This is a genomic window from Streptomyces beijiangensis (genome assembly GCF_017315755.1).
Taxonomy (GTDB): Bacteria; Actinomycetota; Actinomycetes; order Streptomycetales; family Streptomycetaceae; genus Streptomyces; species Streptomyces beijiangensis.
The window spans coordinates 1-18,337 of the sequence record NZ_JAFLRJ010000339.1 but is presented as its reverse complement, the minus strand read 5'-3'; the positions used below and the strand labels follow the sequence as shown (position 1 = coordinate 18,337).

At 68.6% G+C, this 18,337-nt stretch carries 16 protein-coding genes, 1 tRNA gene, 1 pseudogene and 1 riboswitch; of the genes and pseudogenes, 13 read left to right on the top strand and 5 right to left on the bottom strand.

Translation table 11 applies throughout. The features are described from left to right. Window positions 1-131, top strand: a riboswitch (cyclic di-AMP (ydaO/yuaA leader). This riboswitch is flagged as partial in the annotation. Between the two features lie 4 nt (window positions 132-135). The 7 genes from J0695_RS29750 (at window position 136) to J0695_RS29720 (ending at window position 7,736) form a co-directional block, all read left to right on the top strand. Further along, window positions 136-885 (top strand): LysM peptidoglycan-binding domain-containing protein, encoded by a 750-nt coding sequence (locus tag J0695_RS29750; protein ID WP_206967204.1) that lies wholly within the window; start codon window positions 136-138, stop codon window positions 883-885. Window positions 886-1,138: 253 nt separating this feature from the next. Next, window positions 1,139-2,425 carry a phosphopyruvate hydratase gene (gene eno, locus J0695_RS29745; protein ID WP_206967202.1) on the top strand — a complete coding sequence of 429 codons (1,287 nt, stop codon included), beginning with the start codon at window positions 1,139-1,141 and terminating at the stop codon, window positions 2,423-2,425. A 133-nt stretch (window positions 2,426-2,558) separates the two neighbouring features. After that, window positions 2,559-3,029 carry an FtsB family cell division protein gene (locus J0695_RS29740; RefSeq protein WP_206967200.1) on the top strand — a complete coding sequence of 157 codons (471 nt, stop codon included), beginning with the start codon at window positions 2,559-2,561 and terminating at the stop codon, window positions 3,027-3,029. Window positions 3,030-3,052: 23 nt separating this feature from the next. Continuing rightward, a complete protein-coding gene (locus J0695_RS29735; protein WP_206967199.1) occupies window positions 3,053-3,583 on the top strand; it encodes a DUF501 domain-containing protein in 531 nt (176 codons plus the stop codon). After that, window positions 3,580-4,497 (top strand): Ppx/GppA phosphatase family protein, encoded by a 918-nt coding sequence (locus J0695_RS29730; RefSeq protein WP_206967196.1) that lies wholly within the window; start codon window positions 3,580-3,582, stop codon window positions 4,495-4,497. Before J0695_RS29735 ends, J0695_RS29730 begins: the two co-directional genes overlap by 4 nt. 345 nt (window positions 4,498-4,842) lie before the next feature. Next, on the top strand, window positions 4,843-6,234 hold the full coding sequence (locus J0695_RS29725; RefSeq protein ID WP_206967194.1) for an NAD(P)/FAD-dependent oxidoreductase: 1,392 nt from the start codon (window positions 4,843-4,845) through the stop codon (window positions 6,232-6,234). A gap of 203 nt (window positions 6,235-6,437) precedes the next feature. Next, window positions 6,438-7,736 carry an SAM-dependent methyltransferase gene (locus J0695_RS29720; RefSeq protein ID WP_206967193.1) on the top strand — a complete coding sequence of 433 codons (1,299 nt, stop codon included), beginning with the start codon at window positions 6,438-6,440 and terminating at the stop codon, window positions 7,734-7,736. A gap of 138 nt (window positions 7,737-7,874) precedes the next feature. Here the strand turns inward: J0695_RS29720 and J0695_RS29715 are convergent, their stop codons facing one another. Together J0695_RS29715 and J0695_RS29710 are read right to left on the bottom strand one after the other, a co-directional pair. Then, a complete protein-coding gene (locus tag J0695_RS29715; protein WP_206967191.1) occupies window positions 7,875-10,412 on the bottom strand; it encodes an ABC transporter permease in 2,538 nt (845 codons plus the stop codon). A gap of 46 nt (window positions 10,413-10,458) precedes the next feature. Then, window positions 10,459-11,229 carry an ABC transporter ATP-binding protein gene (locus J0695_RS29710; RefSeq protein ID WP_206967189.1) on the bottom strand — a complete coding sequence of 257 codons (771 nt, stop codon included), beginning with the start codon at window positions 11,227-11,229 and terminating at the stop codon, window positions 10,459-10,461. Window positions 11,230-11,594: 365 nt separating this feature from the next. On the opposite strand from J0695_RS29710, the gene J0695_RS29705 reads away from it, so the two are divergent. Beyond that, a tRNA-Leu gene (locus J0695_RS29705) sits at window positions 11,595-11,677 on the top strand. A 120-nt stretch (window positions 11,678-11,797) separates the two neighbouring features. Further along, window positions 11,798-12,661 (top strand): Bax inhibitor-1/YccA family protein, encoded by an 864-nt coding sequence (locus J0695_RS29700; RefSeq protein WP_206967188.1) that lies wholly within the window; start codon window positions 11,798-11,800, stop codon window positions 12,659-12,661. A 62-nt stretch (window positions 12,662-12,723) separates the two neighbouring features. Here J0695_RS29700 and J0695_RS29690 read toward each other — a convergent pair whose 3' ends face one another. Then, on the bottom strand, window positions 12,724-14,181 hold the full coding sequence (locus J0695_RS29690; protein ID WP_242553368.1) for a carbohydrate-binding protein: 1,458 nt from the start codon (window positions 14,179-14,181) through the stop codon (window positions 12,724-12,726). Window positions 14,182-14,604: 423 nt separating this feature from the next. On the opposite strand from J0695_RS29690, the gene J0695_RS29685 reads away from it, so the two are divergent. Then, entirely contained in the window at window positions 14,605-15,300 is a 696-nt protein-coding gene (locus J0695_RS29685) for an alpha/beta fold hydrolase (protein ID WP_206967186.1), read from the top strand. Here J0695_RS29685 and J0695_RS29680 read toward each other — a convergent pair. Then, window positions 15,293-16,231, bottom strand: a complete 939-nt coding sequence (locus tag J0695_RS29680; protein WP_206967184.1) for a GlxA family transcriptional regulator — start codon at window positions 16,229-16,231, stop codon at window positions 15,293-15,295. The genes J0695_RS29685 and J0695_RS29680 overlap by 8 nt on opposite strands. Before the next feature lie 207 nt (window positions 16,232-16,438). Here J0695_RS29680 and J0695_RS29675 point away from each other — a divergent pair, with 207 nt between their 5' ends. Genes J0695_RS29675 through J0695_RS29665 form a run of 3 tightly spaced genes read left to right on the top strand, consistent with a single transcriptional unit; the run spans window position 16,439 to window position 17,993 of the window. Further along, window positions 16,439-17,134 (top strand): DJ-1/PfpI family protein, encoded by a 696-nt coding sequence (locus J0695_RS29675; RefSeq protein WP_206967182.1) that lies wholly within the window; start codon window positions 16,439-16,441, stop codon window positions 17,132-17,134. Window positions 17,135-17,190: 56 nt separating this feature from the next. Beyond that, complete coding sequence (locus J0695_RS29670) at window positions 17,191-17,511, top strand: hypothetical protein (protein WP_206967173.1); 321 nt, start codon at window positions 17,191-17,193, stop codon at window positions 17,509-17,511. A 2-nt stretch (window positions 17,512-17,513) separates the two neighbouring features. Continuing rightward, on the top strand, window positions 17,514-17,993 hold the full coding sequence (locus J0695_RS29665; protein ID WP_206967171.1) for a hypothetical protein: 480 nt from the start codon (window positions 17,514-17,516) through the stop codon (window positions 17,991-17,993). Window positions 17,994-18,120: 127 nt separating this feature from the next. On the opposite strand, the pseudogene J0695_RS29660 reads toward J0695_RS29665, so the two are convergent. Continuing rightward, window positions 18,121-18,337: pseudogene (locus J0695_RS29660) on the bottom strand (hypothetical protein); the annotation flags it as partial.

Here is an 18,337-nt window from a genome sequence, read left to right as displayed (position 1 = left end):
GGCAGGAGCGGGGGACCCAGGTAAGTGCCGGGAAACCGGCTTGGGGTTAAGCCGAGCGCAAGGTCGCTCGGCCGGGCAACTCATTGGCCCGAACCCGACAGCTCACCTCGTAGGCGTCGGTGAGGAGATTTCCGCATGCTGCTTTCCAGCAAGTCCAAGCACCGTCGCCCGTCCAAGGCCGTCCGCTTCGCCACGCTCGCCGGTATCACCGGTGCGGCGATCGCCGCGCCCCTGATCGGTGCCACCTCGGCCTCGGCCGCCTCCGTCTCCACGTGGGACGCCGTCGCGCAGTGCGAGTCCGGTGGCAACTGGTCCACCAACACGGGCAACGGCTACTACGGTGGCCTGCAGTTCTCCAACTCCAGCTGGGCCGCCGCCGGCGGTACGCAGTACGCCGAGCGCGCCGACCTGGCCTCCAAGGACCAGCAGATCGCCACCGCCGAGAAGCTGCTCGCCCTGCAGGGCCCCGGTGCCTGGGCCTGCGCCGGCGCCGGCAACCTGAGCAACGACGGTGTCGACCCGGGCGTCAGCACCGACTCCGGCAGCGCGTCGAGCGACTCGTCCTCCAGCGACTCGTCCTCGTCCTCGTCCTCCTCGGACAACTCGTACTCGAGCGACTCCAGCTCCTCCGAGAGCACGGACAGCTCCTCGTCGGACGACTCGTCCGCCGCTGCGGCCCCGTCGACGACCCCGGCCGCCCCGTCGGCCTCCTCCTCGTACGAGAAGGGTGACGGCGAGTACAAGGTCAAGACCGGCGACACGCTGTCCGCCATCGCCAAGGCGCAGGGCGTCTCCGGCGGCTGGGAGAAGGTCTACGACCTCAACAAGGACATCGTGAAGGACGCCAACCTGATCTACCCGGGCCAGCAGCTGCACCTCAGCTGATCAGCTGAAGCCGATCCCGGCTCTCCCCCCAGAGCACCCCGGCCCGGCGCGACTCCCCCCGTTCGCGCCGGGCCGGGGTTTTGGCGATTACCGCCAAGTAACGTTCGGGCCCTTTGACCAGTAATACAGGTCATTGGGCCCTTTTTCGTCCCAGGGGCCGGTCGCACGGCTGGCCGAACCCCGCGAGCCGGTTAGGCTCTTGTCGCAAGGCCAAAGCGACCCTGCACCCCATAGCGTCACATCCCATAAGGAGATGCTCGTGCCGTCCATCGACGTCGTCGTAGCCCGGGAAATCCTGGACTCCCGAGGCAACCCCACGGTCGAGGTCGAGGTCGGCCTCGACGACGGCAGCACCGGTCGTGCTGCTGTTCCGTCCGGCGCCTCCACCGGTGCCTTCGAGGCCGTCGAGCTTCGCGACGGTGACCCCAACCGCTACCACGGCAAGGGTGTCGAGAAGGCCGTCCTCGCCGTCATCGAGCAGATCGGCCCGGAGCTCGTCGGTTACGACGCCACCGAGCAGCGTCTGATCGACCAGGCCATGTTCGACCTGGACGCGACCGAGAACAAGGGCTCGCTGGGCGCCAACGCGATCCTCGGTGTCTCGCTCGCTGTGGCCCACGCCGCCTCCGAGGCCTCGGACCTGCCGCTGTTCCGCTACCTCGGTGGCCCGAACGCGCACCTGCTGCCCGTCCCGATGATGAACATCCTGAACGGTGGGTCGCACGCCGACTCCAACGTCGACATCCAGGAGTTCATGATCGCCCCGATCGGCGCGGAGTCCTTCTCCGAGGCCCTTCGCTGGGGTGCGGAGATCTACCACACGCTGAAGAAGGTCCTGAAGACCAAGGGCCTCTCCACCGGTCTCGGCGACGAGGGCGGCTTCGCGCCGAACCTCGAGTCGAACCGTGCCGCCCTCGACCTCATCATCGAGGCCATCAAGGAGGCCGGTTACGTCCCGGGCAAGGACATCGGTCTGGCGCTCGACGTCGCCGCGTCCGAGTTCTACAAGGACGGCAAGTACGAGTTCGAGGGCAAGTCCCGCTCGGCCGCCGAGATGACCGAGTACTACGAGGAGCTCGTCTCCGCGTACCCGATGGTCTCCATCGAGGACCCGCTGTACGAGGACGACTGGGCCGGCTGGAAGGTCCTCACCGACAAGCTGGGCGCCAAGGTCCAGATCGTCGGCGACGACCTCTTCGTCACCAACCCGGAGCGCCTGGCCCGCGGCATCGAGGAGGGCATCGCCAACGCCCTGCTCGTCAAGGTCAACCAGATCGGTTCGCTGACCGAGACCCTGGACGCCGTCGAGCTCGCCCAGCGCAACGGCTTCAAGTGCATGATGTCCCACCGCTCCGGCGAGACCGAGGACGTCACCATCGCCGACCTCGCGGTCGCCGTGAACTGCGGCCAGATCAAGACCGGCGCCCCGGCCCGCTCGGACCGCGTCGCCAAGTACAACCAGCTGCTGCGCATCGAGGAGATCCTCGACGACGCGGCGGTGTACGCCGGCCGTAGCGCCTTCCCGCGCTTCAAGGGCTGAGATAGCCCCAGCCTCCAAGCTTTGCCTCCAAGGAATTGAATAGGGAGCAAAGGCGTAGCGAAGCGAAGCGTCCCCGCACTCGGTCCCGTACCGTGTGCGGGGACGTAGGTGCGTAACGGGGAGGCGGCGACGGATGGCAGCGGACAAGCGGGACCGGTTCTCCACCGCCACCAGGATCCGCATCCTCGGTGAGCAGACCGCCGCCCGCGTCTACCGCTCGCAGAACCGCCGCCAGGCCCGCCGCTCCCGGCTGACCGGGCGTGCCGCGCTCCTGGTCATGGTCATGTGCACGCTGGTCGTGGCCCTCGCGTACCCGATGCGGCAGTACGTCTCCCAGCGCGCGGACATCGCCGAGCAGCGCAAGCAGTCGCAGGACGCGCGCAAGCGGGTCGAGGAGCTGCGGGACGAGAAGGCCAGGCTCCAGGACCCCGCGTACATCGAGCGGCTGGCCCGGGAGCACCTTCATTACGTACGGCCGGGGGAGACCGGTTTCACGGTCGTCGACCCGGACGCCCGCACCACCAGCACCGACGACCGGGGCGCGACCGACCGCCCCTGGTACTCCAACCTCTGGGACGGCGTGGACAACGCCGACCGTCACTAGAGACGAACACCTACGGAACGAAAATGCAGACGCCTCCTCCGCAGACCGAGTCCACCGCGCCCACGGACGCGGACATCGCCGCGTTCCAGGAGCAGCTGGGCCGCCCGCCGCGCGGACTGCGCGCGATCGCGCACCGCTGCCCCTGCGGCAACCCGGACGTGGTCGAGACGGCCCCGAAGCTGCCCGACGGTACGCCCTTCCCGACGACCTTCTACCTCACCTGCCCGCGCGCGGCCTCCGCGATCGGCACCCTTGAGGCGAACGGCGTCATGAAGGAGATGACGGAGCGACTGGCGACCGACCCCGATCTCGCGGCCGCGTACCGCGGGGCGCACGAGGACTACATCGCCCGCCGTGACGCGATCGAGGTCCTGGAGGGCTTCCCCAGCGCCGGCGGCATGCCGGACCGGGTGAAGTGCCTGCACGTCCTGGTGGGCCACTCGCTGGCCGCGGGCCCCGGTGTGAACCCGCTGGGCGACGAGGCGATCGCGATGCTGCCCGAGTGGTGGGCCAAGGGGCCGTGCGTCGCGCCCTGCGCGGAGGCTACGGAATGACCCGCGCGGCCGCCATCGACTGCGGTACGAACTCGATCCGCCTGCTCATCGCCGACGCCGACCCTGCCACGGGCGAGCTCATCGACCTGGACCGGCGGATGACGATCGTCCGGCTCGGCCAGGGCGTCGACAAGACGGGCCGCCTCGCCCCCGAGGCCCTGGAACGGACCTTCGCCGCCTGCCGGGAGTACGCGGAGGCCATCAAGGCCCACGGCGCCGACAAGATCCGGTTCGTCGCCACCTCCGCATCGCGTGACGCCGAGAACCGCGACGACTTCGTCCGCGGGGTGCTCGACATCCTCGGTGTCGAGCCGGAGGTGATCTCCGGCGAGCAGGAGGCCGCGTTCTCCTTCACCGGCGCCACCAAGGAGCTCACCGGACAGGGCGGGAACTACCTGGTCGTCGACATCGGCGGCGGCTCCACCGAGTTCGTCACGGGCGGGGAGGCCGTCGAGGCGGCCCGCTCCGTCGACATCGGCTGCGTACGCCTCACCGAGCGCCACATCCGCAATGATCCGCCGACCTCTCACGAGATCGCCGCGATCCGCGCCGACATCGACGCCGCGCTCGACCTCGCGGAGGAGGCCGTGGAGCTGACGGGGGAGCGCACGCTCGTCGGTCTGGCCGGATCGGTCACCACGATCGCCGCCATCGCGCTGGGCCTCGACGCGTACGACTCGGAGGCGATCCACCACTCCCGGATCTCCTTCGACCAGGTCGCGGAGATCACCGGGACGCTCCTCGCGTCCACCCACGACGAGCGCGCAGCCATCCCCGTGATGCACCCCGGACGGGTCGACGTCATCGTCTCGGGCGCCCTTGTCCTGCACCGCGTCATGGAGCGCTCAGGGGCCCGCGAAGTGGTCGTCAGCGAGCACGACATCCTCGACGGGATCCTCTGGTCCCTCGTCTGATCGATCAGACGAGGGCAAGTTCGTGAACTTCTTCACAAGGAAAAGGGGCCTGTTGGCCGACGGGGAGGGACTTATGGCCTTCCTACTCGGCCCACAGGTCCTGCTTGCACTCATTCCGGGCAGTGCGGGATGCGTTACGGCGGTGTTGATTCGACCAGTGGTCTACTCGCCGGTAAGCCGTGAGGGCCAGTTCACCGGGGGTGCACAACGTCTCCCCGTACGCCATGGTTCCCTTGCGTGGCCATGACCTCCGTCACGTGAGTCGCGCAGTGTAGCAGAGGCCCCACCACACCTTGTGAAGGGGCTCACGAGCACCCCCCTCAAAGGGGGTGGATACTCGATGGCATGAGCACCACGGAGCGTCCCAGGATCCTCGTAGTAGGTGGCGGGTACGTAGGCCTGTACGCAGCTCGACGCATCCTCAAGAAGATGCGTTACGCGGAAGCGACCGTCACGGTCGTCGACCCGCGCTCGTACATGACGTACCAGCCCTTCCTCCCCGAAGCTGCCGCAGGCAGCATCTCGCCGCGTCACGTCGTCGTCCCGCTGCGACGCGTCGTGCGTGGAGCCGAGGTGCTCACCGGCCGCGTCACGACCATCGACCAGGACCGCAAGGTCGCCACCGTCGCGCCGCTCGTCGGCGAGGCGTACGAGCTGCCCTTCGACTACCTGGTGATCGCGATGGGTGCGGTCTCCCGCACCTTCCCGATCCCCGGCCTGGCCGAGCAGGGCATCGGCATGAAGGGCGTGGAAGAGGCCATCGGTCTCCGTAACCACGTCCTGGAGCAGCTCGACAAGGCCGACTCCACGACCGACGAGGATGTCCGCCGCAAGGCGCTGACCTTCGTCTTCGTGGGTGGCGGCTTCGCCGGCGCCGAGACCGTGGGCGAGGTGGAGGACATGGCGCGCGACGCGGCCAAGTACTACACCAACGTCAAGCGCGAGGACATGCGCTTCGTCCTCGTCGACGTCGCCGACAAGATCCTCCCCGAGGTCGGGCCCGAGCTCGGCAAGTGGGGCAAGGAGCACCTCGAGGGCCGCGGCATCGAGGTCTACCTCAAGACCGGCATGGACTCCTGTGTGGACGGCCACGTCGTCCTCAACAACGGCCTCGAGGTCGACTCCAACACCCTGGTGTGGACCGCGGGCGTCAAGCCCAACCCGGCGCTGGCGCGCTTCGGTCTCCCGCTCGGCCCGCGCGGCCACGTGGACGCGGCACCGACCCTCCAGGTCACCGGCACCGACTACGTCTGGGCCGCTGGCGACAACGCCCAGGTCCCGGACCTCGCCGCCCGCAAGGCCGGCGTGGAGAACGCCTGGTGCCCGCCGAACGCCCAGCACGCGCTGCGTCAGGCCAAGGTCCTCGGCGACAACGTGATCTCCGGCATGCGGGGCTTCCCGCAGAAGGAGTACTCGCACGCCAACAAGGGTGCGGTGGCGGGTCTCGGCCTCCACAAGGGCGTCGCGATGATCGTCATGGGCAAGATGAAGATCAAGGTCAAGGGCCGTCTCGCCTGGTACATGCACCGTGGCTACCACGGTCTGGCCGTGCCCACCTGGAACCGCAAGATCCGCGTCTTCGCCGACTGGACCCTTGCGATGTTCCTCAAGCGCGAGGTCGTCTCGCTCGGCGCCATGGAGACTCCGCGCGAGGAGTTCTACGAGGCCGCCAAGCCCGCCCCGGCTCCGGCCGCGGCCGCTGTGAAGAGCGAGGGCGAGAAGGCCAAGGCCTCCTAGCCGCAGCGCAGCAGCAGTCCAGTACGTCCCGAAGGGGCCGTCCGCCATCCGTGGTGCGGACGGTCCCTTCGGCGTTTCGCCACAGATATATATGTATGGACCACGGATTTTACGTTCTCGTTACGCGGTATAGGGACTGCACACAGGGTTCTTCGGTGTTTACGTATTGCTGAGCATTTCTCATCGTTCTGGAGGTGTGCGCCATGGCCGACGCCGCGTTGCGGCTGACCGCTCTTGCCGAGGATCTGCTGGGGACACCGCTCCCGGTCCGCATCCGGGCCTGGGACGGCAGTGAGTCAGGGCCCCCCGGCGCTCCCGTACTTGTCCTGCGCCACCGCCGCGCCCTGCGCCGACTCCTGTGGAAACCCGGCGAACTCGGCCTCGCACGTGCCTGGGTGGCCGGCGAGCTGGACATCGAGGGCGATCTGTACGAGGCACTCGACCTGCTGGCCGGCCTGCTCTGGGAGCGCGGGGCCGACGCCAAGGACGCGGTCCACCCGATCCGCAATCCCGTGCTGCGCACCGCCGCCCGCAAGCTGTTCGCCATCGCGGGCCCGTTCCCCCCACCGCCCCCGCCGCCCGAGGAACTGCGCCACCGCCGAGGCATGGTCCACACCAAGCACCGTGACAAGAAGGCGATCAGTCACCACTACGACGTCGGCAACGACTTCTACTCACTCGTCCTCGGCCCGTCCATGGTCTACTCCTGCGCATACTGGGCCGCCGAATCACCAGACTCCACCCTCGAAGAGGCCCAGCGCGACAAGCTGGACCTGGTCTGCCGCAAGCTTGGGCTGAAGGAGGGAATGCGTCTCCTCGACGTCGGCTGCGGCTGGGGCTCGATGGCGATCCACGCCGCACGCGAGTACGGCGTCCAGGTCACCGGTGTGACGCTCTCCGTCGAACAGGCCGCGTACGCCCGCAAGCGCATCGCGGAGGAGGGGCTCACCGACCGGATCGAGATCCGGGTCCAGGACTACCGTGACGTCAGGGACGGTCCGTACGACGCCATCTCCTCGATCGGGATGGCCGAACATGTCGGCTCGGAGCAGTATCGCGAGTACGCCGACGACCTCTACACCCTCCTCAAGCCGGGCGGCAGGCTGCTCAACCACCAGATCGCCCGCCGGCCCGAACGGGACGAATCGGCGTACCACATCGACGACTTCATCGACTCCTACGTCTTCCCGGACGGGGAGCTCGCCCCGGTCGGCCGCACCCTCTCCACCCTGGAGGAGGCCGGATTCGAGGCCCGCGACGTGGAGGTGCTCCGGGAGCACTACGCACTCACCCTGCGGGAGTGGGTGGCCAATCTGGAGAAGAGGTGGCCCGAGGCGGTACGGATGACGAGCCCGGGCCGGGCGAGGGTCTGGCGGCTCTATATGGCCGCGTCCGCGCTCTCCTTCGAACGCAACCGGATCGGCGTCAACCAGATCCTGGCCATAAAGCCGGAGGAAGGCGGCGCTTCGGGGGTACAGCTGCGGCCGCGCCGCTGGAACTGAAGCCCGTCGAGGGGCCCCTCCCTGCTCCTTAAGAGCTTGGGGGAGCTTGAGGACAAGCGGCCGAAGGCCGCTTACGGACGGTGATGCGCCGGGGCCCGGGACAACGACGTTGTCCCGGGCCCCGGCGCATCCGTACCGCTACTCCGTCTTGATGGCCGTGAGCATGTTCAGCCGCGCCGCGCTGCGGGCCGGCCACAGGGCCGCGAGGATGCCCACCACGCCCGCGAGGAACAGGAACAGTGCGATCTTGAGCCAGGGCATGACCAGCTCGTAGCCCGGGATGGACGTGGCGATCGTCTTCCCGATCGCCCAGGCCAGGAACGATCCGAGGCCGATGCCGATCACCGCGCCGAAGACCGAGATCACCACCGCTTCGAGGCGGATCATGCGCTTGACCTTGCTGCGGTCGAGCCCGATCGCCCGCAGCATCCCGATCTCCTGCTGACGCTCGAAGACCGACATCGCGAGGGTGTTGACCACACCGAGGACCGCGATGATCAGGGCCATGGCGAGCAGCCCGTACATGATGTTCAGCGCGGTGTTGATGGTGCCGCCGAAGAGGTTGCGGATGTCCTGCCGGTCGTAGACGGAGATGGCCGGGTTGTCACCCATGGCGTCCACCAGCGCCTGCTCGTTCTTGCCGGTCGCGCCGCCGTCCATCTTCACGAAGACGCCGGAGATGTCCGGGGTCTTCTCGTGCGGGGCCAGCAGTTCGGTGGAGGCCAGGACGGGCTCCAGGAACTCGTTGTCCTTGAAGACGAGGCCGACGGTCAGCTCGCCCTTCTTGCCGTCCGCGTACTTCACCGACACCTTGGTGCCGGTCTTGATGTGGTGCTTGTCGGCCGTCTTCTCGGCGACCGCGATCTGCCCCTGGGCGAGGGCGTCCGGCGAACCGGAGACCGTGTCGACGGTCATCACCTTCTGGATGTCGCCGGGGGTGACTCCGGCGACCGACTGGTCACTGCCGTTGATGATGAGCTGGCTGGACTGCATCGGCGAAAGGGCGCTGATGCCGGGAGCCTTCTGCAGCGCCGCGACCGCCGAGGGGTCCAGGTGCATGTTGTTGGCCATCTCGACCATGTAGTCGGCCTTGAGGTTGTCCGTGGTCATACGGTCCACGGCCTGGCTCAGCGTGGCGCCGAGGACCGAGAGCCCGGTGACCAGCGTCAGACCGATCGCCAGCGCAGAGGCGGTGGCTCCGGTCCGGCGCGGGTTACGGAGCGCGTTCTGCCCCGCCAGCTTGCCGGAGACCCCGAACACCCCGCCGAGCAGCGGCCGCAGGAGCCCGATGATCGGCCGCGAGAGCAGCGGGATCAGCACGATCACACCGATCAGCGACAGGAAGGCACCGCCCGCGATCAGCGACTGGCCCGCGGAGCCGTTCTTGGCCGAACCGGCGACGATCAGCGCCGCACCGATGCCGGTGATGACGGCGCCGATGGAGTTCCGTACGACCAGCGATTTGGTGGACGCGGGCAGATGGGCGCTGCCCATCGCGGCGACCGGGGGGATCTTCGCGGCACGCCGGGCGGGCAGCCAGGCGGCGAACGTCGTGATCAGCACGCCGACGGCGAATGCGGCCAGCGCGGTGGTCGGCGCGATGACCAGCGGCCCGTTCGGCACCTTGGCGCCGAAGGAGCCCATCGCGGAGCGCAGCCCCACGGCGAGACCGATGCCGAGGACGAAACCGACCGCCGACGCGACCGCACCGACCACCAGGGCCTCGGCGAGCACCGAGCGGGTGACCTGCTTGCGCGAGGCGCCCACGGCACGCAGGAGGGCGAGCTCCCTGGTGCGCTGGGCGACCAGCATGGTGAAGGTGTTGGCGATCAGGAAGATGCCGACGAAGAGCGCGATGCCGGCGAAGGCCAGCAGCATCGTGTTCATGCTCGACATGCCGGACTCGATCTGCTCCGCCTGGTCGTCGGCGAGCTGCTGTCCGGTCTGGACGACGGCGTTGTCCGGCAGCAGCGGCACGACCCTGTCCTGGATCTGCCGCTCTGTGGCGCCGGCCGCGGCGGCGACGTTGACGTCGTGGAAGTAGCCGGGCTCGAGGTAGAGCTTCTGTGCGACGGCCGTGTCGAAGAGGACGAGACTGCCGCCCGCGTTGACCGCGCCGTCCTCGGTGGTGAAGACACCGGAGAGGGCGTACTCCTTCACCGGGCCGTTGGTGGCGACCCGTACCGAGTCGCCGACCTTGTACTCGCCCTTGGCCGCGGTGTCCTTGTCGAGGGCGATCTGGCCGTCCTTCACCGGGCCGGAGCCGTCGGTGAAGGTGTACGAGGAGTCCTTGCCGTCCTTGCCCGGGGCGAAGTTCCCGCCGGAGTTGGCCCAGCCGTTGCCGATCAGCTTGCCGTCCTGGTCGGCAACGCCGGCGAACCCGTCGACGCGGCCGGTGGCGGAGGCGACCCCGTCCACGGCCTGGATCTTCCCCAGGGTCTTCTCGCTGATGCCGGGGGTGCCCCGGTCGGTCGGGTCCGACGCGGAGTAGTTGGAGGAGACGGCGACCGCGACATGGTCGAAGCTCTTGGCCGACTGGTTGCGGAAGGCGTTGCCGAGGGTGTCGGTGAAGACCAGGGTGCCGGAGACGAAGGCCACGCCGAGCATCACGGCGAGCACGGTCATCAGCAGCCTGGCCTTGTGCGCGAGAACGTTGCGCAAGGCGGTACGGAACATGGTGTGTCAGTCCTGGGGTGCGAAGGCGGCGGAGGGGGCGGCGGAATCAGCTGGTACGGCCCCTGGCGTCGAACTCCTTCATCCGGTCGAGCACGCTGTCGGCGGTGGGGGCGAGCATCTCGTCGACGACCCGGCCGTCCGCGAGGAAGATCACCCGGTCCGCGTAGGCGGCGGCGACCGGGTCGTGCGTCACCATCACCACGGTCTGGCCCAGCTCCCGTACGGAATTACGAAGGAAGCCCAGCACCTCGGCGCCCGAGCGCGAGTCGAGGTTCCCGGTCGGCTCGTCACCGAAGATGATCTCCGGCTGGGAGGCCAGCGCGCGGGCGACGGCGACGCGCTGCTGCTGGCCGCCGGAGAGCTGGGTGGGGCGGTGGCTGAGGCGGTCCTTGAGGCCCACCATGTCGACGACGTTCTGCAGCCACGCCTTGTCGGGCTTGCGGCCCGCGATGTCCATCGGCAGCGTGATGTTCTCCAGCGCGGTCAGCGTCGGCAGCAGGTTGAAGGCCTGGAAGATGAAGCCGATCTTGTCCCGGCGGAGCTGGGTGAGCTGCTTGTCCTTGAGTGATCCGAGCTCGATGTCGCCGATCCGTACAGAGCCGCTGGAGAACGTGTCCAGACCGGCTGCACAGTGCATCAGCGTGGACTTGCCGGAGCCGGAGGGGCCCATGATCGCGGTGAACTCGCCCTGCCGGAAATCCACGGAGACGTTGTCCAGGGCGACCACCTGTGTCTCGCCGATTCCGTACACCTTGGAGAGTTCCGTGGCGCGGGCGGCCACCGCGGTGGTGCGGGCGGTGGTGGAGGTGGTGGTCACGAGGATGGGCTCCTGTCGGGACGGCGTACTGCAAGGGACTTCTTCATCCTGTCCGCGCTCCGCGGCCGGATCGTCCGTCCCTATGCCCGTTCCCGGGGCCCTCTTGAGTCTGACCGGGGAGCCGCCTTCTCCTCCTCCGGTATGACAAGGACCCTGAGACCCGCAGGCGACTTTGCGTCATTCCCATGGGTGCCTCTGGCATGTCCCAACCACCGCCAACCGTCTGCGGCATGTGCCGATCAGAGGTGAAGTGGGCTGACACACCCTCAGGCGTCAATAAAATAAGACAACATCGGGCTGTTGTTCCGCTGTTCGGGGGACAGGCCCGGATAGGCTCAGACCGCACAAGGGGGAGCCCGCGCCTTGCCCGGATGGTGGAATGCAGACACGGCGAGCTTAAACCTCGCTGCCCCTCGGGGGCGTACCGGTTCGAGTCCGGTTCCGGGCACCTCGCCTGTCTCTGCTGCCATGATCTCGCGGAAAGATCCTTCTCAGGCAGTACAGTCATCCTTTTGCTTTCCCATTACTCTTGTGGTGAGGCCATGCACGGTGGCCACTGAGGAGTGAGATGAGGAGCAGCAACCCGGTCTTCTCGCGACGGGGGTTCACCCGCAGCGACGGCGGCTACGCGGGGTTCAACGCGCAGCAGCAGGCGCAGGCCGGGGGAAACCCGTACGCGCAGGCCCCTGCCGGTCAGGCTCCCGCCGACCAGTACGCGACCAACCCGTACGCCACGCAGACTCCCGCGCCCCCGCGCGGCGGTGTCATGACCATGGACGACGTCATCTCGCGCACCGCGATGACGCTCGGCACCGTGGTCGTCGGCGCCGTCCTCGCCTGGGTGGTGCTGCCGGTCTCCACGACGAGCTACGGTCTGGCCATCGGCGCCGGGCTGGTTGCCTTCGTGCTGTACCTGATCCAAGCCTTCAAGCGGAAGCCCGTGCCGGCGCTGATCCTTGGTTACGCGGCGTTCGAGGGCATCTTCCTCGGCGTGATCAGCAAGATCTACAACGAGGCTTGGGCGGGCGCTCCTTTCCAGGCGGTTCTTGGCACGATGGCGGTCTCGGCTGCCACGCTCATCGCGTACAAGCAGCGGTGGATCCGTGTCACCGCCCGCTACGCCCGTATCGGCATGACCATTGCCATTGCCTTCGTGCTGGTCATGATGGTCAACCTGCTGGTGGTCGTCTTCGGCGGTGCCGACGGCGGCGGTCTGCGCAGCTTCGGCCCGCTCGGCTTCGCCGTGGGTGTACTGGCGATCCTGATCGGCTGCTTCTTCCTCACGCTGAACTTCAAGACGATCGAGGACGGCATCACCTACGGTGCCCCCCGCGAGGAGTCCTGGCTGGCGGCGTTCGGTCTGACGGTGACGCTGGTCTGGATCTACATGGAGATGCTGCGGCTCGTGGCGATCTTGCAAGGCAACGACTGACGTCGTAGCGCTTAGTGGCGAGGGCCCGCCGGGGGATTTGTTCCCCGGCGGGCCCTCGTGCGTCAGTGGCCGAAGTCGAACCAGTTGACGCTGACGAAGTCGGCGGGCTGGCCGCTGGTGAAGGTCAGATAGACGTCGTGCGTGCCGGTGACGCCGCTGATGTTCGCCGGTACGGTGCGCCAGCTCTGCCAGCCGCCCGTACTGGCCACGGCGAAGCTGCCCACGGGGGCGCTGGTGCGGCTGTCGATGCGTACCTCCACCAGACCGCTCACGCCGCCGGCCGCGCCGCTGGCGACCCTGGCGAGGAACTGCGTGGCCGCCGTGGAGCCGAAGCTGACGCCCTTGTAGAGCGCGTAGTCGCCGTTGGCCGCCGTGGCCAGGTCCTGGCCGCCTCCGGTGTCGGTGGTGGTCTCGGCGGTCAGGCCGGACTGGGTGTCGTAGGACTCGGCCTGGATGGTGGCGTACGCGTCACGGCTGCCGGGCGGGGGAGTGGTCGGCGGGGTGGCGCCGGCGAACTTCACCGAGTACTTCGCGAAGTCCCAGCTCGACTGCGCCACGCTGCTGCACGTGCCGGAGGTCTGGCCGTTGTTGTCCACCGGGGTGCACTGCCGGTCGCGGTTGAGGGACCAGAAGGTGAAGCGGTCCATGTGGTGGCCGGTGGCGTAGTCCAGCACGGTCTGGAAGTCCGCCTGGCTGAAGTACTCCCCGGTGTCACTGCGCCCGTTCATGCCGGAGAAGCCCTCGTGCGCGTACGCCGTGTCCGCGTTCCAGCCGAAGGTGGACTGGAGGATGGTGTTGAAGTTCGTCAGGGCGCTGGTCTGTGCCGCAGCTCCGTTGAACCCGCCGTCGAACGGCATGATGGAGAAGTTGTTCGGTGTGAAGCCCTGTGTCTTGGCCTCGTTGAGCATCTGCTTGCCGAACCAGCCGGTGCCGTCGGCGGTTCCCGCTGTGGTGACCGAGACGTACAGGCCGGGGTTGTTCTGCTGCAGGATCTTGGCCGCGCCGATCTCATGGGCGATGGCGGCGGTGTTCTCGTACTCCGGCTCCTCCAGGTCGAAGTCGATGGCCTTCAGCTGGTACTTGGTGACGACCTGCTGGTAGGCGGCCGCGGTGGACGCCGCGTCGGGACACGCCTGGCCGAGCTTCGTTCCCCCGTACCCGCCGATGGAGGCGGAGACATCACCGCCCTTGGCCCGGATCGCGCTGATGACCGATGCCACGGCGGTGTCCGACGAGACGGGCGATGTGCCGTCCCAGGTCGGGGTGCAGCCACCGCCGTTGGGCGCGAGGACGAACGCGAGCTGGAAGGCTTTGAGGCCGGTGGCGTCCATGATGGCGCCCGCGTCCGGCGGGTTGTTGTCCTGCGGCATCAGATAGGGAGCGGCGGCGTACCACCGGTTGCCGAGTGCGCTGGTATCGGCCGTCGCACCCGCGGCCTGGTCGGTGGCGAGCGCGGTGAGGCCTGCGGTGGCCAGTGCGGCGGTGGCGGCACCGCACAGCAGAGCGCGAAGACGCTTCATGGGGGGCTCCTGTCGGGGGAAGGTGCGCCAAGAGTCAAGCGATGACGGAGGCACGTCAATGATTTGGACTAGACCATTGCGGATTCTTGAACGTTGGATTCCCCTTGCACCCGTCGGCTCGACCACTGCGAGCCCCCTGCGACGGCCGGATGGGTCGTACGTAAGGAGCATGGCGTCGGCCCCACTGCGTTGTTCTGAGAGTGCGGTCACGGCGCTCCTCCACGCGGCGGGCGCCGCTGTCGCGCCGGGTGCCGGCTCGGAGCGGGAATCGCACGATGAGAACCCGGCGCTCAGGGGGTCGCCGCGCCGCATTTCCTGGCGAACACGAAGAGGACCTACGCCATTTGACAGAAGCGGCCGAATCGAAGACCGCCTAGCCTCAAGGCGCCCGATGAAACGGTGAGACGGACAAAGGGGACGGTAATGAACGCAGGATCGGCCATCCGAAACGTCGTTCTCGTTCACGGCGGGTTCGTCGACGGCTCCGGCTGGCAGGCGGTGTACGCCCGGCTGGTCCGCGACGGTTACCGGGTCAGCGTCGTACAGAACCCGACGCTGTCGCTGCAGGGCGATGTGACCGCCACCCGGCGGGTTCTCGCGGCGCAGGACGGTCCGGCCGTCCTGGTGGGCCACTCCTACGGTGGGGCGGTCATCACCGAGGCCGGGCAGGACGACAAGGTCGCGGCCCTCGTCTATATCGCGGGGTTCGTCCCGGACGAGGGCGAGTCGGTCGGCACGCTGATCGCCAACCCGGAGCCCGGCGCCCCTGTTCCGCCGATCCTTCCGCCCCAGGAGGGCTTCCTCTTCCTGGACCACCAGAAGTTCCCCGATGCCTTCGCGGGTGACCTGCCGCTCGAGCAGGCCAAGTTCATGGCTGCCTCGCAGGTCCCCTGGGGAGAGGACGCGCTCACCGGCGCGGTCTCCCAGGCCGCCTGGCGGACCAAGCCGAGCTGGTATCTGGTGACCGCCGACGACCGGATGATTCCGCCGCCCGCGCAGCGGGCCATGGCCGAACGGGCGGGAGCCACCACCGTGGAGGTCACGGCGAGCCACTCCGTCTACCTGTCGCAGCCGGACGCGGTCGTCGACCTCATCAAGCGGGCGGCCGCAGTCAGCTGAACGAGCGGCGGTAGGTGTGCGGGCTGACGCCTGTCGTGCGCTTGAAGCGGTCGCGGAAGGCGGTGGGTGAGCCGAAGCCGACCTGGGCGCCGATACGTTCGACGGAGTGCCGGGTGGTTTCCAGGAGGTGCTGGGCCTGGCGGATGCGTGCGCGGTGGAGCCACTGGAGCGGGGTGGTGCCGGTCTGTTCGCGGAAGCGGCGTATCAGGGTCCGGGTGCTCGTTCCGGCGTGCGCGGCGATGTCGGCGAGGGTGAGGTCGGAGCCCAGGTTGACCTGCAGCCAGGCGAGGAGTGGTTCGAGGACGGAGCCCTGGGGGGTGGGCGCGTAGTCATGGACGATGAACTGCGCTTGCCCTCCCTCGCGTTCGAGGGGCATGACGGACAGCCGGGCCGCATGGGCGGCGACGGCTGATCCGTAATCCTTGCGGATCATGTGCAGGCACAGGTCCAGCCCGGCGGCGGCGCCGGCCGAGGTGAGGATCTGGCCGTTGTCGACGTACAGGACATCCGGGTCGACCTTGATGTCCGGGTAGGTGGCGGCCAGGAGGTCTGCCGCGATCCAGTGGGTGGTGGCGCGCAGGCCGTCCAGGAGCCCGGTGGCTGCCAGGGGGAAGGTGCCCGAGCAGATGGAGGCGATGCGCGTGCCGTGCTCGGCCGCCGCCCGCAGCGCATCGCGAACGACGGGGGAGAGCGGGGCCGTAGGTGCGTCGGTGCCGGGCACGATGATCGTGTCCGCGCCCTGGAGCCCCTCCAGCCCCCAGGGTGCGCGCAGGGTGAAAGCGCCCGCGTCGACCTCAGGCTTCTCCGCGCACACGCGGATCTGATACCCGGGGCGCCCGTCGGGGAGGCGGGTACGGGTGAAGACCTCGATCGGGGTGGACAGATCGAAGGGGATCACCAGGTCCAGCGCGAGGACGGCGACAGTATGCATGGCCAGAAGATACCTGTCCGCCAGGTGCCCTATCGCTCTCAGCACTTCAGACGCACCACGTCCGGCCAGCTCGGACACTTCCCTGTTCGTCGTGGCGTTATTCCGTTGGAAGGTGTCACTCATGCCACTGGGACAGGAATCGTCAGCCGAATAGCGTCAGGAGCGAACCCGGCGCCGACCGGACCTGCCGCACGCGAAGGACCCTTCATGCACACCCAGATCGTCCTGTTCGACGGCTTCGATCCGCTCGATGTCATCGCCCCCTACGAGGTGCTGTACGCCGGCGGCACTGCCTCCGACGGTGCGGTGAGCGTGGGCCTGGTCTCCGCCGAAGGACCGCGCGAGGTGGTCAGCGGCACCGGTGGCCTGGTGCTGCGCGCCACGGCCGCCCTCGACCCCGGGCGTGCGGGCCTGATCCTCATTCCCGGCGCGTCGGGTCGCGTCGGACAGCCCGGAGAGGTCCCCGACCACGACCACGGCGCCGGGGCGGGGGAGTGGCAACAGGACGAGTTCATCCCGGTGCTGCTGGGACGCACCCTGACCACCGAACTGCCCACGCTGCTGAAGTCGGCGATGGACAACCCGGAGGTGACGGTCGGCGCGGTGTGCGGCGGCTCGCTGGTGCTTGCCATGGCCGGCCTGCTGGAGGGCCGCCACGCCACCACCCACCACCTGGGCCTGGACATGCTCGCGGCCACCGGCGTCCACGCGGTGAGCGCCCGCGTCGTCGATGACGGCGACCTCGTCACCGGCGCCGGTGTCACCTCCGGGCTCGACCTGGGCCTGTACCTGCTGGAGCGCGAGGTGGGCCCCCGGATCGCCCACGCAGTCGAGACGCTGTTCGCCCACGAACGCCGCGGCACCGTCTGGCGCAATCAGGGCCCGGCAGCCGCTGCCCTCTGACCCTGGCGCCCACGCCCGCAGCACACCCGACCCGTACAGCACGAAGGAAAGACAACATGCCCGTCGAAGGCACCTGGGACCTGTCCATCGCCACCCCCATCGGCAAGATCAAGGCCGTGGTCGAACTCCTCCGCACGGATGGCGTCCTGACCGGTACCGCCCATGGGGCGGGAGAGGAAATCCCGCTCACCGATGTCGCCGTCGACGGCGGCCGGCTCAGCTGGAAGCAGTCCGTCACCAAACCGATGCGCCTGAACCTGGCCTTCGCCGTGACCGTCGACGGAGACACCCTCACCGGTACGTCCAGAGCCGGACGCCTGCCCGCCTCCAAAGTCACCGGACGGCGCCGCACCGCACCTGCGACCACGGGACTCTGACCGTGACGAAGTTCCTGCTCTCCCTGCACGTCCTGGCCGCCGTCCTGGCCATCGGCCCGATCACCGTCGCCGCGAGCATGTTCCCCAGGACCCTGCGCCGCGCCCACAGCACCAGTGACGACCACGAGGCCGTCACGACCCTGCGCGTGCTGCACCGCATCTGCCGCGTGTACGCGGTGATCGGCAGCGCGGTCCCTGTCCTCGGATTCGCCACCGCGAGAAGCCTCGGCGTCCTCGGGAGCCCATGGCTGATCACCTCGATCCTCCTGACGGCCGCAGCCGCTGCCCTCCTGGCCCTGCTGATCCTCCCCGGCCAGGAACGCGCACTCGCCGCCGTACAACCCGTCGGCTCAGGTTCAGGCTCAGGCTCAGGGCCCCGTACGGCCGCCCGCCTCGCCATGCACACCGGAGTCTTCAACCTGCTGTGGGCCACGGTCACTGTCCTGATGATCATCCGGCCCGGCTCCTCCACGGGTGCGTGACCGTACCCCTTCGGCCCGTCTCCTCCTCCGGGCAAGGCGCGCACCATACAGACGAAAGGCCCCGTGGTGTCGTCGACGACACCACGGGGCCTTTCGGGTACGGATCAGTACTGCCCGGAGGCCAGGCCTACAGGCTCGGGACCGCCGGCAGTGCCGGTACGCCGGGGACCGAGGGCAGCGCCGGAACGCCGGGGACCGTCGGCAGCGTCGGCAGGCCCGGCAGGTTCGCGGCCGGGAGGCCGCCGCCGAGCACGATGCTGACGAGAACGTTCACCGTCGCGGTGAGCGTCGCCTGGACGGCGGCGGCCACGGCGGCGGGGTCACCGCTGGTGGTCGCCTTCACG

Excerpts from the sequence above, each read along its gene's own strand:
- eno (WP_206967202.1), top strand. The coding sequence starts at position 1,139 with ATGCTCGTGCCGTCCATCGACGTCGTCGTAGCCCGGGAAATCCTGGAC.
- J0695_RS29730 (WP_206967196.1), top strand. The coding sequence starts at position 3,580 with ATGACCCGCGCGGCCGCCATCGACTGCGGTACGAACTCGATCCGCCTG.
- J0695_RS29685 (WP_206967186.1), top strand. The coding sequence starts at position 14,605 with ATGAACGCAGGATCGGCCATCCGAAACGTCGTTCTCGTTCACGGCGGG.
- J0695_RS29720 (WP_206967193.1), top strand. The coding sequence starts at position 6,438 with ATGGCCGACGCCGCGTTGCGGCTGACCGCTCTTGCCGAGGATCTGCTG.
- J0695_RS29735 (WP_206967199.1), top strand. The coding sequence starts at position 3,053 with ATGCAGACGCCTCCTCCGCAGACCGAGTCCACCGCGCCCACGGACGCG.
- J0695_RS29740 (WP_206967200.1), top strand. The coding sequence starts at position 2,559 with ATGGCAGCGGACAAGCGGGACCGGTTCTCCACCGCCACCAGGATCCGC.
- J0695_RS29750 (WP_206967204.1), top strand. The coding sequence starts at position 136 with ATGCTGCTTTCCAGCAAGTCCAAGCACCGTCGCCCGTCCAAGGCCGTC.
- J0695_RS29670 (WP_206967173.1), top strand. The coding sequence starts at position 17,191 with ATGCCCGTCGAAGGCACCTGGGACCTGTCCATCGCCACCCCCATCGGC.
- J0695_RS29690 (WP_242553368.1), bottom strand. The coding sequence starts at position 14,181 with ATGAAGCGTCTTCGCGCTCTGCTGTGCGGTGCCGCCACCGCCGCACTG.
- J0695_RS29675 (WP_206967182.1), top strand. The coding sequence starts at position 16,439 with ATGCACACCCAGATCGTCCTGTTCGACGGCTTCGATCCGCTCGATGTC.
- J0695_RS29700 (WP_206967188.1), top strand. The coding sequence starts at position 11,798 with ATGAGGAGCAGCAACCCGGTCTTCTCGCGACGGGGGTTCACCCGCAGC.
- J0695_RS29715 (WP_206967191.1), bottom strand. The coding sequence starts at position 10,412 with ATGTTCCGTACCGCCTTGCGCAACGTTCTCGCGCACAAGGCCAGGCTG.
- J0695_RS29680 (WP_206967184.1), bottom strand. The coding sequence starts at position 16,231 with ATGCATACTGTCGCCGTCCTCGCGCTGGACCTGGTGATCCCCTTCGAT.
- J0695_RS29725 (WP_206967194.1), top strand. The coding sequence starts at position 4,843 with ATGAGCACCACGGAGCGTCCCAGGATCCTCGTAGTAGGTGGCGGGTAC.